General features: G+C 65.4%; 16 protein-coding genes. 3 read left to right on the forward strand and 13 right to left on the reverse strand.

Annotated features, from left to right (window positions below):
- Nucleotides 1-35: 35 nt before the first annotated feature.
- From asd to VAPA_RS07530, 13 genes are all read right to left on the reverse strand, one after another.
- On the reverse strand, nt 36-1,178 hold the full coding sequence (gene asd, locus VAPA_RS07470; protein ID WP_021006160.1) for an aspartate-semialdehyde dehydrogenase: 1,143 nt from the start codon (nt 1,176-1,178) through the stop codon (nt 36-38).
- Between the two features lie 91 nt (nt 1,179-1,269).
- Nucleotides 1,270-2,358 carry a 3-isopropylmalate dehydrogenase gene (gene leuB, locus VAPA_RS07475; RefSeq protein WP_021006161.1) on the reverse strand — a complete coding sequence of 363 codons (1,089 nt, stop codon included), beginning with the start codon at nt 2,356-2,358 and terminating at the stop codon, nt 1,270-1,272.
- Nucleotides 2,359-2,398: 40 nt separating this feature from the next.
- Nucleotides 2,399-3,049 carry a 3-isopropylmalate dehydratase small subunit gene (gene leuD, locus VAPA_RS07480; protein ID WP_021006162.1) on the reverse strand — a complete coding sequence of 217 codons (651 nt, stop codon included), beginning with the start codon at nt 3,047-3,049 and terminating at the stop codon, nt 2,399-2,401.
- A gap of 16 nt (nt 3,050-3,065) precedes the next feature.
- Entirely contained in the window at nt 3,066-4,487 is a 1,422-nt protein-coding gene (gene leuC, locus VAPA_RS07485) for a 3-isopropylmalate dehydratase large subunit (RefSeq protein WP_021006163.1), read from the reverse strand.
- 43 nt (nt 4,488-4,530) lie between these two features.
- Nucleotides 4,531-5,484 (reverse strand): LysR family transcriptional regulator, encoded by a 954-nt coding sequence (locus VAPA_RS07490; RefSeq protein WP_021006164.1) that lies wholly within the window; start codon nt 5,482-5,484, stop codon nt 4,531-4,533.
- Nucleotides 5,485-5,669: 185 nt separating this feature from the next.
- Nucleotides 5,670-5,810, reverse strand: a complete 141-nt coding sequence (locus VAPA_RS07495; RefSeq protein ID WP_021006165.1) for an entericidin A/B family lipoprotein — start codon at nt 5,808-5,810, stop codon at nt 5,670-5,672.
- Between the two features lie 152 nt (nt 5,811-5,962).
- Nucleotides 5,963-7,273, reverse strand: coding sequence for a citrate synthase (gene gltA / locus VAPA_RS07500; protein WP_021006166.1), 1,311 nt, complete (start codon nt 7,271-7,273; stop codon nt 5,963-5,965).
- A gap of 24 nt (nt 7,274-7,297) precedes the next feature.
- A complete protein-coding gene (locus tag VAPA_RS07505) occupies nt 7,298-7,621 on the reverse strand; it encodes an FAD assembly factor SdhE (RefSeq protein ID WP_021006167.1) in 324 nt (107 codons plus the stop codon).
- 18 nt (nt 7,622-7,639) lie between these two features.
- Nucleotides 7,640-8,341, reverse strand: a complete 702-nt coding sequence (locus VAPA_RS07510; protein WP_012746572.1) for a succinate dehydrogenase iron-sulfur subunit — start codon at nt 8,339-8,341, stop codon at nt 7,640-7,642.
- Nucleotides 8,342-8,368: 27 nt separating this feature from the next.
- Entirely contained in the window at nt 8,369-10,177 is a 1,809-nt protein-coding gene (sdhA, locus tag VAPA_RS07515; protein ID WP_021006168.1) for a succinate dehydrogenase flavoprotein subunit, read from the reverse strand.
- Between the two features lie 7 nt (nt 10,178-10,184).
- A complete protein-coding gene (gene sdhD, locus VAPA_RS07520) occupies nt 10,185-10,550 on the reverse strand; it encodes a succinate dehydrogenase, hydrophobic membrane anchor protein (RefSeq protein WP_012746574.1) in 366 nt (121 codons plus the stop codon).
- A gap of 13 nt (nt 10,551-10,563) precedes the next feature.
- The gene (gene sdhC, locus VAPA_RS07525; RefSeq protein ID WP_021006169.1) at nt 10,564-11,010 is read right to left on the reverse strand and encodes a succinate dehydrogenase, cytochrome b556 subunit; all 447 of its coding nucleotides are present in this window, start codon (nt 11,008-11,010) and stop codon (nt 10,564-10,566) included.
- A 223-nt stretch (nt 11,011-11,233) separates the two neighbouring features.
- A complete protein-coding gene (locus VAPA_RS07530; protein WP_041946038.1) occupies nt 11,234-11,992 on the reverse strand; it encodes a GntR family transcriptional regulator in 759 nt (252 codons plus the stop codon).
- Between the two features lie 184 nt (nt 11,993-12,176).
- On the opposite strand from VAPA_RS07530, the gene VAPA_RS07535 reads away from it, so the two are divergent.
- From VAPA_RS07535 to VAPA_RS07545, 3 genes are read left to right on the forward strand one after another with little or no spacing between them, the layout of a single operon-like run.
- Entirely contained in the window at nt 12,177-13,163 is a 987-nt protein-coding gene (locus VAPA_RS07535) for a malate dehydrogenase (protein ID WP_018903264.1), read from the forward strand.
- Nucleotides 13,164-13,178: 15 nt separating this feature from the next.
- Nucleotides 13,179-13,958 carry a trans-aconitate 2-methyltransferase gene (tam, locus tag VAPA_RS07540; protein WP_021006171.1) on the forward strand — a complete coding sequence of 260 codons (780 nt, stop codon included), beginning with the start codon at nt 13,179-13,181 and terminating at the stop codon, nt 13,956-13,958.
- Nucleotides 13,955-14,953: an HpcH/HpaI aldolase/citrate lyase family protein gene (locus tag VAPA_RS07545; protein WP_021006172.1), complete on the forward strand. Its 999-nt coding sequence runs from the start codon at nt 13,955-13,957 to the stop codon at nt 14,951-14,953. Before tam ends, VAPA_RS07545 begins: the two co-directional genes overlap by 4 nt.
- The last annotated feature ends 12 nt before the right edge of the window (nt 14,954-14,965 follow it).

The following is a 14,965-nucleotide window of genomic DNA, read 5'->3' on the forward strand; positions in this document are numbered from 1 at the left end:
ACACTCCTGGTCCGTGGAGAGCCTGCGCGCCCCCATCAAGCCTCGAGGAGGATGCGCAGCATGCGGCGCAGCGGTTCGGCCGCACCCCACAGCAGCTGGTCGCCGATGGTGAAGGCGCCGACGTACTCGGGGCCCATCGCCAGCTTGCGGATGCGGCCGACCGGGATGTTCATGGTGCCCGTCACCGCCACCGGCGTCAGGTCCTTCAGGGTCGCTTCACGGGTGTTCGGCACGACGCTGGCCCAGGGGTTGTCCGCGGCGATCAGCGCTTCGATGTCGGCCACGGGCACGTCCTTCCTGAGCTTGAAGGTCAGCGCCTGGCTGTGGCAGCGCATGGCGCCGATGCGCACGCAGAAGCCGTCGACCGGCACGGCGGCAGTGCCGAAGCCTGCGCCCTGGCCGAGGATCTTGTTGGTTTCCGCGCCGGCCTTCCATTCTTCCTTGGACATGCCGTCGCCCAGATCCTTGTCGATCCAGGGGATCAGCGAGCCGCCCAGCGGTGCGCCGAAGTTGGCGGTTTCGGAGGCGCTGAGATTCTGCTGCCTGTGCAGCACCTTGCGGTCGATCTCGAGGATGGCCGACTTGGGGTCGTCCAGCAGCGCGCGCACCTCGGCGTTGAGCGTGCCGAACTGGGTCAGCAACTCGCGCATGTGCTGCGCGCCGCCGCCCGAAGCCGCCTGGTAGGTCATGCTGGTCATCCACTCGACCAGGCCCGCCTTGTAGAGGGCACCCACGCCCATCAGCATGCAGCTGACGGTGCAATTGCCGCCGATCCAGTTCTTGCCGCCCTTGGCGAGCGCGTTCTGGATCACCGGCAGGTTGACGGGGTCGAGCACGATGACCGCGTCATCGTTCATGCGCAGCGTGGAGGCGGCGTCGATCCAGTGGCCGCTCCAGCCGGCGGCGCGCAGCTTGGGGAACACGTCGCTGGTGTAGTCGCCGCCCTGGCAGGTGATGACGATGTCGCACTTCTTCAGCGCTTCGATGTCGTTCGCATCCTTGAGCGCGGTCTCGTTCTTGGCCATGGCCGGGGCCTTGCCGCCGGCGTTGGAGGTCGAGAAGAAGACCGGCTCGATGAGCCCGAAGTCGCCTTCGGCCTGCATGCGGTCCATCAGAACCGAGCCGACCATGCCGCGCCAGCCCACGAGGCCGACCAGAGGTTGAGATGCGTTCGCCATTTCAGTTTTGCCCTTTTAATAAAGAAAGAAGTTGTCTTTTCTTGCCCCCGACTCGTCGAGCCGGGGAGGGGCGTGACGAAGCGGGCTGCGGTTAGCCGGTAATCGTCTTTTTGGTGATTGCTGCAACAACCGCGTCGCCCATTTCGCGGGTGCCGACGCGCTTCGTGCCTTCTGACCAGATGTCACCGGTGCGCAGGCCGGAAGCGAGCACGTGCTTGACCGCCGACTCGATCCGGTCGGCAGCTTCGGCTTGGTTCAATGAAAAACGGAGCATCATGGCAGCGGACAGTATTGTAGCCAATGGATTGGCAACCCCTTTGCCGGCAATGTCGGGCGCGCTGCCGTGGCTGGGCTCGTACAGGCCCTGGTTGCTCGAATTGAGCGACGCAGAGGGCAGCATGCCGATGGAACCGGTGAGCATGGCGGCCTCGTCCGAGAGGATGTCGCCGAACATGTTGCCGGTGACGATCACGTCGAACTTCTTGGGCGCCTTCACCAGCTGCATGGCCGCGTTGTCGACGTACATGTGGTCGAGCTCGATGTCCGGATAGTCCTTGTGCACCTCGGTCACGATGTCCTTCCAGAACTGGAAGGTCTCCAGCACGTTGGCCTTGTCCACGCTGGTCACGCGCTTGCTGCGCTTGCGTGCGGCCTCGAAGGCGACGCGGGCGATGCGCTCGACCTCGGGGCGCGAATAGCGCATGGTGTCGAACGCCTCTTCGGCACCCGGAAAATGCCCGTCGACGGCCGTGCGGCGGCCGCGCGGCTGGCCGAAGTAGATGTCTCCGGTCAGCTCGCGGATGATGAGGATGTCCAGGCCCGAAATCAGCTCGGGCTTGAGGCTCGAGGCACCCACCAGCTGCTCGTAGCAGATGGCCGGGCGGAAGTTCGCGAACAGGCCGAGGTTCTTGCGCAGGCCGAGAATGGCCTGCTCCGGGCGCAGCGAGCGCTCGAGCTTGTCGTACTTCCAGTCGCCGACCGCGCCGAACAGCACCGCGTCGGCTTCCTTCGCGAGCTTGAGCGTGGCTTCGGGCAGCGGATGGCCGTGCGCCTCGTAGGCCGCGCCGCCGACCAGCGCCGACTCCATTTCGAACGAGAGGTCGAGCGCGTCGAGCACCCTGATGGCTTCGGCCACGATTTCGGTGCCGATGCCGTCACCCGGGAGAACTGCGATTTTCATGATGTGGTCTGAGGTTTGAATACGGGAATGCGGAGGCTGGTCAGGCAATCATCGTGTGCGCGAGCCAGGGCTTCTGGGCCAGCCGCTCGGCCTCGAAGGCCTTGATCTTGTCCTTGTGGCGCAGCGTCAGGCCGATGTCGTCCAGCCCGTTGATCAGGCAGTACTTGCGGAAGGCCTGCACGTCGAACGCGAACTCGCCGCCATCGGGCTTCACGACCACCTGGCGCTCCAGGTCGATGGTCAGCGTGTAGCCGGGGAAGGCGAAGGTCTCGTCGAACAGCTGCGCCACCTGCGCCTCGGGCAGCACGATCGGCAGCAGGCCGTTCTTGAAGCTGTTGTTGAAGAAGATGTCGGCATAGCTCGGCGCGATGATCGCGCGGAAGCCGTACTGGTCGAGCGCCCACGGCGCGTGCTCGCGCGACGAGCCGCAGCCGAAGTTCTTGCGCGCCAGCAGGATCGAGGCGCCGGCGTAGCGTGGCTGGTTCAGCACGAAGTCGGGGTTCGGCTTGCGGCTTTCCGGGTCCTGGCCCGGAAAGCCGGCGTCGAGGTAGCGCCATTCGTCGAACAGGTTCTGGCCGAAGCCGGTCTTGCGGATCGACTTGAGGAACTGCTTCGGAATGATCGCGTCGGTGTCGACGTTCTCGCGGTCCATGGGGGCCACGAGGCCCTTGTGCACGGTGAATTTCTGCATGTGAATCTCTCTGTGTTCAGGCGAACGTACGGACGTCGACAAAGTGGCCGTGCACCGCGGCAGCGGCGGCCATGGCCGGGCTCACGAGGTGGGTGCGGCCCCCGGCGCCCTGGCGGCCTTCGAAGTTGCGGTTGCTGGTGGAGGCGCAGCGCTCGCCGGGCTCCAGGCGGTCGGCGTTCATGGCCAGGCACATCGAGCAGCCGGGCTCGCGCCATTCGAAGCCTGCGGCCTTGAAGATCAGGTCGAGCCCCTCGCGCTCGGCCTGTTCCTTCACCACGCCCGAACCGGGCACCACCATCGCGAGCTTGACGTTCTTGGCCACCTTCTGGCCGAGCTTCTTCACCACGGCGGCGGCTTCGCGCATGTCCTCGATGCGGCTGTTGGTGCACGAGCCGATGAACACCTTGTCGACGAAGATGTCGTTCATCGCCTTGTTCGGCTCCAGGCCCATGTAGACCAGCGCGCGCTCGATGGCGCCGCGCTTGCTGGGGTCCTTTTCCTTCTCGGGATCGGGTACGCGGCCATTGATGTCGACCACCATCTCGGGCGAAGTGCCCCAGGTCACTTGCGGCTGGATCTGCGTGGCGTCGAGTTCGACCACGGCGTCGAACTTCGCACCGGGGTCGGACTGCAGCGTGCGCCAGTAGGCCACGGCCAGGTCCCACTCCACGCCCGTGGGCGCGAGCGGGCGGCCCTTCACATAGCTGATGGTCTTTTCGTCGACCGCCACCAGCCCCGCACGCGCACCGGCCTCGATGGCCATGTTGCAGACCGTCATGCGGCCTTCCATGCTCAGGTCGCGGATGGCCGAGCCCGCGAATTCGATCGTGTAGCCCGTGCCGCCGGCGGTGCCGATCTTGCCGATGATCGCGAGCACGATGTCCTTGGCGGTGCAGCCGAAAGGCAGCTTGCCCTCGACCTTCACCAGCATGTTCTTCGCCTTCTTGCCCAGCAGCGTCTGCGTGGCCATCACGTGCTCGACCTCGCTGGTGCCGATGCCGTGCGCCAGTGCGCCGAAGGCGCCGTGCGTGGAGGTGTGCGAGTCGCCGCAGACCACCGTCATGCCCGGCAGCGTGGCGCCCGATTCGGGCCCGATCACGTGCACGATGCCCTGGCGCTTGCTCAGGAACGGAAAGAACGCGGCAGCGCCGAATTCCGCGATGTTCTTGTCGAGCGTGGTGACCTGCTCCTTGCTGGTGGGGTCGGCAATGCCTTCATAGCCGCGCTCCCAGCCCGTGGTCGGCGTGTTGTGGTCGGCCGTGGCCACGACCGAGCTGATGCGCCACAGCTTGCGGCCGGCGACGCGCAGGCCCTCGAAGGCCTGCGGGCTGGTGACTTCGTGCACCAGGTGGCGGTCGATGTAGAGGATCGCGGTGCCGTCTTCCTCGGTGTGGACGACGTGTTCGTCCCAGATCTTGTCGTAGAGCGTGCGTGCCATGTCGGTCTCTTGTCTTTCGTGGGGAGGTGAATTGTCTTGTGTTCTATGCGGCGAGCGGCTCGGCGGCATCGTGGGTGGCCGTCGGCGTGTGCAGATGGTTGACCAGCGTGCGCGCGGCCACCGGCAGGGTGGAGAAGTCGCGCGCCACCAGGCGGATCTCGCGCCTGGACCAGGCGTCGTTCAGCGCCACGCTGCAGAGGCGACTGCCGATGCCCGCCTGCAGCAGTTCGAAGGCGCGTTGCGGCATCACGCCGATGCCCAGCCCGTTGTCGATCATGCGGCACATGGCGTCGAGGCCGGTCACGTGGATGCGCAGCTTGACGCTGCGGCCCGCCTCGAGCGCGGCCTGGTGCATGGCCACGTAGATCGAGCTGTTGGTGTGCAGGCCGACGTGGTCGAAATCGAGCGAGGCGGCGAAGTCGATCGGCCCCTGCGTGGCCAGCGGGTGCCCGGCGGGCGCGATCAGCACGAGCCGGTCGTGGCGGTAGGGCAGCGTCTGCAACTCGTTCGTGCCGTCGGGAATGTGGCAGATGCCGAGGTCGGCCGCGCCTTCCTGGACCGCGCGCACCACTTCGTTGCTCAGATGCTCCTCGAGGTCGATCTTGATCGCGTCGTGCTCGCGCGTGAAGGCGCCGAGGTCCTCGGGAAGAAACTGCACGATGGCCGAGATGTTGGCATGCACGCGCACATGGCCGCGCACGCCCTCTGCGTATTCGCTGAGCTCGCCCTGCATCTTCTCGAGGCTGTAGAGCACCGAGCGCGCATGGTGCAGCAGGCTTTCGCCCGCGGGGGACAGATCGACGCCGCGCGCATGGCGGTAGAGGAGGGTGGTGCCCAGGGTGCTTTCCAGGTCCGACAGCCGCTTGCTGATGGCCGAAGCGGCAATGAATTCGCGTTCCGCCGCCCGCCCGATGCTGCCGAGCTCGCAAACGGCCACGAACAGCTGCAGCGACGTGAGGTCGATGCGCCGGGCGAAATTGCGTTCGGAAGTGCTCATGGGGCTTTGGGCATCGCGTCTGGCGATGAGTTTGCCATTTTCCCAGGGTTTTGACGGGTCTGCCATCGTCATGTGCGATGGGTTTATTGCCCTGAGGCGACGAGTCCCGGCTGCCCCGCACGACAAAACGCCCCGCTCCTCGCTGTTCGGCGAGGGGCGGGGCGGGGCGTTTGAGGCTCGGGTGCCTACTGGCGCTTCTTGGCGGCGTCTTCCATCTTTTCACCGCCCTTCTGGATGTCCTGGCCGGCACCCCTGACGGTGTTGCAGCCACCCAGCGGGATGGCGAGTGCGAAAGCGACGGCGATCAGCGCGGTAAGTTGCTTCATGACGGGTCTCCTGAAGGCGGTTGAAAAGCAAGGCGCGAAATCTCGGGCCTCCGCAGTCGAACCTACCCACGCCCCGCGGCCGGCCCTGTCAGCCAAGACGCAAAAAAGCTGCCCGAGGGCAGCTTTGCGGCTTGAGCGCAAGCAGCGCGCGATCAGCGCTTGCCGATGGGCTGCACGTCGCGCTTGGGCGAGCCTTCGAACAGCTGGCGCGGGCGGCCGATCTTGTACTCGGGGTCGCCGATCATTTCGTTCAGCTGCGCAATCCAGCCGACCGTGCGGGCCAGCGCGAAGATCGCGGTGAACAGCGGCACCGGAATGCCGATGGCGCGCTGCACGATGCCCGAGTAGAAGTCGACGTTCGGGTAGAGCTTGCGCGACACGAAGTACTCGTCTTCCAGGGCGATCTTTTCGAGTTCCTTGGCGAGCTTGAACAGCGGGTCCTGCTCCAGGCCCAGCTCGGTCAGCACTTCGTTGCAGGTTTCCTGCATCAGCTTGGCGCGCGGGTCGTAGTTCTTGTACACGCGGTGGCCGAAGCCCATGAGCTTGACGTTCGAGTTCTTGTCCTTGACCTTCTTGATGAACTCGCCGATCTTCTCCACGCCGCCTTCCTTCTGGATGTCGTAGAGCATGTTGAGCGCCGCTTCGTTGGCGCCGCCGTGGGCCGGGCCCCAGAGGCAGGCCACGCCGGCTGCGATGGCCGCGAAGGGGTTGGTGCCCGACGAGCCGCACAGGCGCACGGTCGAGGTCGAGGCGTTCTGCTCATGGTCTGCGTGCAGGATGAAGATGCGGTCGAGCGCGCGCTCGAGCACCGGGTTCACCTTGTACTCCTCGCAAGGCGTGGCGAACATCATGTGCAGGAAGTTGCCCGCGTAGCTCAGGTCGTTCTTCGGGTACATGTACGGCTGGCCGATCGTGTACTTGTAGGCCATGGCCACGAGCGTCGGCATCTTCGCGATCAGGCGGATCGCGGCGATCTCGCGGTGCTCGGGATTGTTGATGTCCGTGCTGTCGTGATAGAAGGCCGACAGTGCGCCCACCAGGCCGGTCATGATGGCCATCGGATGCGCGTCGCGGCGGAAGCCGCGCAGGAAGAACTGCATCTGCTCGTTGACCATCGTGTGGTTGGTCACGAGCTTGGTGAAGTTGGTTTTCTTGGCCTGGTCCGGCAGTTCGCCGTAGAGCAGCAGGTGGCAGGTCTCGAGGAAGTCGCAGTTGGTTGCGAGTTGCTCGATGGGGTAGCCGCGATACAGCAGCTCGCCCTTGTCGCCGTCGATGTACGTGATGGCCGACTGGCAGGCGGCGGTCGACATGAAGCCCGGGTCATAGGTGAACATGCCGGTCTGCGCATAGAGCTTGCGGATGTCGATCACGTCGGGACCGACGGTGCCCTTGTAGATCGGCAGTTCGACGCTGTCTCCGCCGTTGCTGAACGACAGCGTGGCCTTGGTATCGGAAGCTTTCATTTCGGGGTTCTTTCAGAGGAGTATTCAGGAGGGCGAAGAGGAAACGGAGGTTGCGGGACGCTGCGCGCCGTCGGTGCGCATCAGCTGCAGCAACTCGACCACCTCGGCCCCGGCCCATGCGGGCTCGGGCTCCTTTCTTCGCAGGAGAAGATCGAGGAGATCGTTGTCCGACAGGTCCATCAAGGTCTCCATCGCTCCCGCCTGGCCATTGGTCATGCGGGATTCGTGCCGCTCGAAGAAGCGGGCGATGAACAGGTCGTTCTCGAGCAGGCCGCGCCGGCAGCGCCACTTCAGCTTGCTCAGCGCACGTTCGCTGATCGGCTGTGCGAGTTCGGCAGCGGTTTGCATGGTTTCTCTCGGAAAAGTTCAGATGGCGCGGCGCACCATCAGTTCCTTGATCTTGCCGATCGCCTTGGTCGGGTTCAGGTTCTTCGGGCACACGTCGACGCAGTTCATGATCGTGTGGCAGCGGAACAGGCGGTACGGGTCTTCGAGGTTGTCCAGGCGTTCGGCGGTGGCTTCGTCGCGGCTGTCGGCGATGAAGCGGTAGGCCTGCAGCAGGCCGGCCGGGCCCACGAACTTGTCGGGATTCCACCAGAAGCTCGGACAGCTGGTCGAGCAGCTCGCGCACAGGATGCACTCGTACAGGCCGTTGAGCTCGTCGCGCTCCTCGGGCGACTGCAGGCGCTCCTTCTCGGGCGGCACGTTGTCGTTCTGCAGGTACGGCTTGATCGAGTTGTACTGCTTGAAGAACTGCGTCATGTCCACGATCAGGTCGCGGATGACGGGCAGGCCCGGCAGCGGCTTCAGCACGATCGTGCCCTTGAGCGTGAGCATGTTGGTCAGGCAGGCGAGGCCGTTCTTGCCGTTGATGTTCATCGCGTCGGAGCCGCAGACGCCTTCGCGGCACGAGCGGCGGAACGACAGGGTGGGATCCTGCGCCTTGAGCTTCATCAGGGCGTCGAGCAGCATGCGCTCATGGCCGTCGAGTTCGATCTCGACGGTCTGCATGTAGGGCTTGGCGTCCTTGTCCGGGTCGTAGCGGTAGATCTGGAATGTGCGCTTCATCGTGAAACCTTGTGATGTTGTTCTGGCTTAGAACGTACGGACCTTGGGAGGAACGGAGTCGACCGTCAGCGGCTTGAGGTTGACCGGCTTGTAGGAGAGGCGGTTGTCCTGGCTGTACCAGAGCGTGTGCTTCATCCAGTTGGCGTCGTCGCGGCCGAGCGGCGCGACCGGGTCGTCGGCCGGGCGTTCGTAGTCTTCGACCGTGTGCGCGCCGCGGCATTCCTTGCGGGCGGCAGCCGAAACCATGGTGGCCTGCGCCACTTCGATCAGGTTGTCGACTTCGAGCGCTTCGATGCGGGCGGTGTTGAACACCTTCGACTTGTCCTTCAGGCCGATCGCGTTGACGCGCTCGCGCACGGCGGCGATCTTGACCACGCCCTCGTCCATCGAGGCCTGCTTGCGGAACACGGCCGCGTGCTGCTGCATGACGGCGCGGATCTCGCCCGCCACGTCCTGTGCGTATTCGCCGTCGGTGGCTGCCTCGAGGCGGTTCAGGCGCTCCAGCGTGCGGTCGGCGGCATCGGCCGGCAGCGGCTTGTGCTCCTTCAGCTTGTCGTTGAACTCGACGATGTGGTTGCCGGCCGCGCGGCCGAACACCAGCAGGTCGAGCAGCGAATTGGTGCCCAGGCGGTTGGCGCCGTGCACGCTCACGCAGGAGCATTCGCCCACCGCATAGAGGCCGTTCACCACGGCGCTGTTCTGGTCGCCTTGCTGAATCACGACCTGGCCGTTGATGTTGGTCGGAATGCCGCCCATCTGGTAGTGGATGGTCGGCACCACGGGGATCGGCTCCTTGGTGATGTCGACGTTGGCGAAGTTCACGCCGATTTCGTACACCGAGGGCAGGCGCTTGTGGATGGTCTCGGCGCCGAGGTGGTCGAGCTTCAGCAGCACGTAGTCCTTGTTGGGACCGCAGCCGCGGCCTTCCTTGATTTCCTGGTCCATCGAGCGCGAGACGAAGTCGCGCGGCGCCAGGTCCTTCAGCGTGGGCGCATAGCGCTCCATGAAGCGTTCGCCGTTGCTGTTGAGCAGGATGGCGCCTTCGCCGCGGCAGCCTTCGGTCAGCAGCACGCCGGCGCCGGCCACGCCGGTCGGGTGGAACTGCCAGAACTCCATGTCCTGCAGCGGAATGCCCGAACGCGCGGCCATGCCGAGGCCGTCGCCGGTGTTGATGAAGGCGTTGGTCGAGGCCTGGAAGATGCGGCCTGCGCCGCCGGTGGCCAGCAGCACGGTCTTGGCCTGCAGGATGTGCAGGTCGCCGGTTTCCATTTCGAGCGCGGTCACGCCGACCACGTCGCCTTCGGCGTCGCGGATCAGGTCGAGTGCCATCCACTCGACGAAGAACTGCGTGCGTGCCTCGACGTTCTTCTGGTAGAGCGTGTGCAGCATCGCGTGGCCGGTGCGGTCGGCCGCGGCGCAGGCGCGCTGCACGGGCTTCTCGCCGTAGTTGGCCGTGTGGCCGCCGAAGGGACGCTGGTAGATCGTGCCGTCGGGGTTGCGGTCGAAGGGCATGCCGAAGTGCTCGAGCTCGTACACGACCTTCGGGGCTTCGCGGCACATGAACTCGATCGCGTCCTGGTCGCCGAGCCAGTCGGAACCCTTGATCGTGTCGTAGAAGTGGTAGTGCCAGTTGTCCTCGCTCATGTTGCCCAGCGATGCGCCCACGCCGCCTTGCGCGGCGACGGTGTGCGAACGGGTGGGGAACACCTTGGAGAGCACCGCCACATTGAGGCCGGCACGGGCCAGTTGCAGCGAGGCGCGCATGCCGGAGCCGCCGGCACCGACGATCACGACGTCGAACTTGCGCTTGGTGATATTTTCTTTTGTGTAGGTCATGGTGGGGTCAGATCTTCCAAAGCACTTGAATGGCCCAACCCGCACAACCGACAAGCCAGACGATGGTGAAAATTTGCAGGGCGAGGCGGATGCCGACGGGCTGGACGTAGTCCATCCACACGTCGCGCATGCCCACCCACACGTGGTACAGCAGGGAAGCGATCACGCAGAAGGTCAGCACCTTCATCCACTGCGCGGCGAAGATGCCGGCCCAGAGGTCGTAGCCGATGGGGCCGCGCGTGAAGATCAGCTGCGCGAGCAGGATGATCGTGAAGAGCGCCATCAGGCCGCCCGTGATGCGCTGGCTGAGCCAGTCGCGCAAACCGTAGTGCGCGCCGACGACGATGCGCTTGGAGCCGTAATTCACAGACATGGTTGGCTCCTTCTCAGTACAGGCCGAACAACTTGGCGCCGAGCACCACGGTGAGCAGGATGCTCAGGGCCAGCGTGACCATGGCGGAGGTCTGGCCGAACTCCTTGGTGACGGCGGCATGGCTCACGTCCATCCAGAGGTGGCGCAGGCCGGCGATGAAATGGTGCAGGTAGGCCCAGATCAGCGCGAGAGCCACCAGCTTGATGAACCAGCCCGGAACGAAGCCAAGACCGCTGTTGAAGGCGGCCTTGAATCTGGCGAAGGAATAGTCGGACGAAAGCGAGGTGTCGAACATCCAGATGATGAACGGCAGCAGCAGGAACATGAGGATGCCGCTCACGCGGTGCAGGATCGACACGATGCCGGCCGGCGGCAGCCGATAGGTCGTGAGATCGGTGAAGGCATTGATGTTTCGGAATTCGCGACGCGGTGGCCGGGGAGGAGTTGCAAGCTCTGTCATTGGGGAGGCTTTCGTGGCTTGGTGGCTTGTTCTGGGAGCGAACGCTTTTGTTTCTTCTGCGGAATGCAAACAACGCAAAATTCTATTGCAATGCACCATTGCGTGGCGGAGGTGCCCGCGTCGGCGCAGCGATGCAGTCGGATGCTAGGGAGTTCGCGGCGTGTTGCGCACGAATCTTTGGCGCTGCCATGCGGTGGGGTCGTGATGCCATCTGGATGCGCTCTCAACCGAGCTGGTTGCGGTAGTGGTGCGTGTCGGTGCGATAGAGGCCGCGGCGCAATTCCATCGGCATGTCGTGGTAGGTGTGGGCCAGGCGCTCCACGCTGAGCAAAGGCATCTGCAACGGCACGTCGAGCAGCGCGGCCTGTTCCGCATCGGGCAGCACGGCGCGGATTTTTTCCTCGGCGCGCACCATGCGCACGCCGAATTCGGTTTCGAACATGGCGTACATCGGGCCCGGCCAGGCTCGCAGCCGCTCGGCGGTGAGGCCCTTGAAGGGCGCACCGGGAAGCCAGAGGTCCTCGAGGATGGTGGGCACGCCCCCATAGGCGAGCACGCGCCGCACCTGCAGCACCGCGTCGCCCGTGCGCAGGCCCAGTGCGCGCGCCACGTCGGCCGAGGCGCGCTGGCGGCGGCAATCGACGATGGTGCGCTCGGCGGGGCCTTCGGTGCTCGGGGTGCCGACATCGGGCACGAGCTTCAGAAAGCGATATTGCACATGCTGCTCGGCATGCGTGGCGACGAAGGTGCCCTTGCCCTGGCGCCGCACCACGAGATTCTCGGCCGCCAGTTCGTCGATGGCCTTGCGCACCGTGCCTTGGCTGACGCGGTAGCGCACCGCAAGATCCATCTCGCTCGGAATCGGCTCGCCCGGCTTCCACTCGCCGGCCTGCAGGCTCTGCAGGATCAGCGTCTTGATCTGCTGATAGAGCGGACTGAAGGAGGGCGTCGCAGAATCTTCGAGGACGGTGGAGGCATTCATGGCAGCGGTGGGGTGCGCCGTGGCGGAACCTCGGAGCATATCTTATATAAGACATAAGACGAGGCTCATCGAATCGGCTTAAAATGCGGGCCGGCCTGCGCCGCGGGAAGGATTCCCGCCCTGCAGGACCATCGGCGCCCCGCGCGCCCGCCGATACCGTTTCACCATCTTCTGGAGTCTTCCCATGAGCAAAAAACCCGTCCGCGTTGCCGTCACCGGTGCCGCCGGCCAAATCGGTTACGCCCTGTTGTTCCGTATCGCGTCCGGCGAAATGCTCGGCAAGGACCAGCCGGTCATCCTGCAACTGCTCGAGATCCCCGACGAGAAGGCCCAGAAGGCGCTCAAGGGCGTGATGATGGAGCTCGACGACTGCGCCTTCCCGCTGCTGGCCGGCATGGAAGCCCACGGCGACCCGATGACCGCCTTCAAGGATGCGGACTACGCCCTCCTGGTCGGTTCGCGTCCGCGCGGCCCGGGCATGGAGCGTGCCGAGCTGCTGGCCGTCAACGGCGCCATCTTCACGGCGCAGGGCAAGGCGCTGAACGCCGTGGCCAGCCGCAACGTCAAGGTGCTGGTGGTCGGCAACCCGGCCAACACCAATGCCTACATCGCGATGAAGAGCGCCCCCGACCTGCCGCGCAAGAACTTCACCGCCATGCTGCGCCTGGACCACAACCGCGCCGCCAGCCAGATCGCTGCCAAGACCGGCAAGGCCGTGGCCGACATCGAAAAGCTCGTCGTCTGGGGCAACCACTCGCCCACGATGTACGCCGACTACCGCTTCGCCACCATCAAGGGTGACAGCGTCGCCAAGATGATCAACGACCAGGAATGGAACGCCAACACCTTCCTGCCGACCGTCGGCAAGCGCGGCGCCGCCATCATCGAAGCACGCGGCCTGTCGTCGGCTGCCTCGGCCGCCAACGCCGCCATCGACCACATGCGCGACTGGGCCCTGGGCACCAACGGCAAGTGGGTCACCATGGGCATTCCGTCGGACGGCCAGTACGGCATTCCGAAGGACACGATGTTCGGCTTCCCGGTCACCTGTGAAAACGGCGAGTACAAGCTGGTCGAAGGCCTGGAAATCGACGCCTTCAGCCAGGAACGCATCAACAAGACGCTGGAAGAGCTGCAGGGCGAACAAGCCGGCGTTGCGCACCTGATCTAAGCAGGATCGGCCGGCATGCTCGACTGGAACCCCGCGCTCTACCGTCGCTACGAGGACGAGCGCACCCGCCCCGCACAGGAACTCCTGGCGCGGGTGCCGTTGTCCGGGGCGGCCCGCGTGGTCGACCTCGGCTGCGGCCCGGGCAATTCCACCGAGCTGCTGGCCAACCGGTTCCCGACGGCGAAAGTCGTCGGGACCGACAACTCCGAAGCCATGCTGGCCAGCGCGCGCGAGCGCCTGCCGCAGGCGCGCTTCGAGTTGAGCGACATCGCGACCTGGGCGCCGCAAGACGAAGCGCCCGACCTCATTTACGCCAACGCAGCCCTGCAGTGGGTGCCGGATCATGAGCAACTGATCCCGCGCCTGTTCGCTGCGCTGGCCCCGGGTGGCGTGCTCGCCATCCAGATGCCCGACAACCGCGAGGAGCCCACGCACCGCCTGATGCGCGCCGTGGCCGCCGAGGCGCCCTGGGCCGAGCCCATCGGCAATGCCGACCGGCTGCGCACCCTGCTGCTGCCGCTCGGCGGCTACTACGACCTGCTCGCGCCCGAGGCGGCCAGGGTCGATGTGTGGCACACCATCTACCAGCACCCCATGGCCAACGCCGCGGCCATCGTCGAGTGGGTGCGCGGCACGGGGCTGAAGCCCTTCGTCGATCGCCTGCCTGCCGACCTGCAGGCGAGCTACCTGGGCGAATACGAGCGTCGCGTGGACCAGGCCTATCCGGCCCGTACCGACGGCAAGCGGCTGCTTGCTTTCCCGCGCATGTTCGTCGTGGCGCAGAAAAAAGCATGACCAAGAGCGTTCATCCAGGCGAAGTGCTGCTTGGCGCGCAAGCCGGCGCCGTGACGTTGCCCGTGTGCGACCACTACAGCGGCGTCGAAGCCCGCATGAAGAAGAGCCTGGCGCTGCAGGCCGAGATGGCCGAGGAGTTCGGTGCCTGCGTGTTCGACGTCACGCTCGATTGCGAGGACGGCGCCCCCGTGGGCGGAGAGGCGGAGCACGCCGCGCTCGTGACCGAACTCGCACTGGCGGCCAGGCCGGGCATGCGGGTGGGCGTGCGCGTTCACCCCGTGGACCATCCCGCCTTCGCCGGCGACGTGATCACCATTGCCGGCCGCGCCGGCCACCGGCTCAGCCACCTGATGGTGCCCAAGGTGGAGTCGGTGGCCGATGTGGCCCAGGCGGTGGCGGCGCTCGAGGCGGCAGATGCCGATGCGCTGCCGCTGCATGTGCTGATCGAATCGCCGCTGGCCGTGCACAACGCGTTCGAAATTGCGGCGCATCCGCGCGTGCAATCGCTGAGTTTCGGCCTGATGGACTTCGTTTCTGCCCATGCGGGCGCCATTCCTGCCGATGGCATGGGCGCGGCCGGCCAGTTCACGCATCCACTGGTCGTGCGCGCCAAGCTGGCCATCGCATCCGCCGCGCATGCGTACGGCAAGGTGCCTTCGCACTGCGTGGTCACCGAGTTCAACGACACCGGTGCCATGCGCATGGCAGCCCGCAAGGCGGCCACCGAATTCGGTTACACGCGCATGTGGAGCATCCATCCGAACCAGATCCGGCCCATCCTGGAGGCTTTTGCGCCCGATGAGGCGCAGATTCAAATTGCCACAAAAATCATTACAAATGCCGCACTCGCGGATTGGGCACCGACCCAAATTGATGGCACATTGCACGACCGCGCGAGCTATCGCCATTTCTGGCAAGTGCTGACGCGCGCCCACGCAACAGGGCGCGCGTTGCCTCCCGAGGCAAAAGCCTGGTTTGCACTCGCGGCCTCCTGAAACTTCCGAATC

Origin of the sequence: Variovorax paradoxus B4 (assembly GCF_000463015.1) — a bacterium.
In the GTDB taxonomy this organism is placed as follows: Bacteria; Pseudomonadota; Gammaproteobacteria; order Burkholderiales; family Burkholderiaceae_C; genus Variovorax; species Variovorax paradoxus_E.

Bases quoted from the DNA above. Each gene is read 5' to 3' on its own strand.
- leuD (WP_021006162.1), bottom strand. From the start codon at position 3,049: ATGCAGAAATTCACCGTGCACAAGGGCCTCGTGGCCCCCATGGACCGC.
- VAPA_RS07495 (WP_021006165.1), bottom strand. From the start codon at position 5,810: ATGAAGCAACTTACCGCGCTGATCGCCGTCGCTTTCGCACTCGCCATC.
- sdhA (WP_021006168.1), bottom strand. From the start codon at position 10,177: ATGACCTACACAAAAGAAAATATCACCAAGCGCAAGTTCGACGTCGTG.
- VAPA_RS07510 (WP_012746572.1), bottom strand. From the start codon at position 8,341: ATGAAGCGCACATTCCAGATCTACCGCTACGACCCGGACAAGGACGCC.
- sdhC (WP_021006169.1), bottom strand. From the start codon at position 11,010: ATGACAGAGCTTGCAACTCCTCCCCGGCCACCGCGTCGCGAATTCCGA.
- sdhD (WP_012746574.1), bottom strand. From the start codon at position 10,550: ATGTCTGTGAATTACGGCTCCAAGCGCATCGTCGTCGGCGCGCACTAC.
- tam (WP_021006171.1), top strand. From the start codon at position 13,179: ATGCTCGACTGGAACCCCGCGCTCTACCGTCGCTACGAGGACGAGCGC.
- VAPA_RS07530 (WP_041946038.1), bottom strand. From the start codon at position 11,992: ATGAATGCCTCCACCGTCCTCGAAGATTCTGCGACGCCCTCCTTCAGT.
- VAPA_RS07505 (WP_021006167.1), bottom strand. From the start codon at position 7,621: ATGCAAACCGCTGCCGAACTCGCACAGCCGATCAGCGAACGTGCGCTG.
- VAPA_RS07535 (WP_018903264.1), top strand. From the start codon at position 12,177: ATGAGCAAAAAACCCGTCCGCGTTGCCGTCACCGGTGCCGCCGGCCAA.
- leuB (WP_021006161.1), bottom strand. From the start codon at position 2,358: ATGAAAATCGCAGTTCTCCCGGGTGACGGCATCGGCACCGAAATCGTG.
- VAPA_RS07490 (WP_021006164.1), bottom strand. From the start codon at position 5,484: ATGAGCACTTCCGAACGCAATTTCGCCCGGCGCATCGACCTCACGTCG.
- VAPA_RS07545 (WP_021006172.1), top strand. From the start codon at position 13,955: ATGACCAAGAGCGTTCATCCAGGCGAAGTGCTGCTTGGCGCGCAAGCC.
- gltA (WP_021006166.1), bottom strand. From the start codon at position 7,273: ATGAAAGCTTCCGATACCAAGGCCACGCTGTCGTTCAGCAACGGCGGA.
- asd (WP_021006160.1), bottom strand. From the start codon at position 1,178: ATGGCGAACGCATCTCAACCTCTGGTCGGCCTCGTGGGCTGGCGCGGC.
- leuC (WP_021006163.1), bottom strand. From the start codon at position 4,487: ATGGCACGCACGCTCTACGACAAGATCTGGGACGAACACGTCGTCCAC.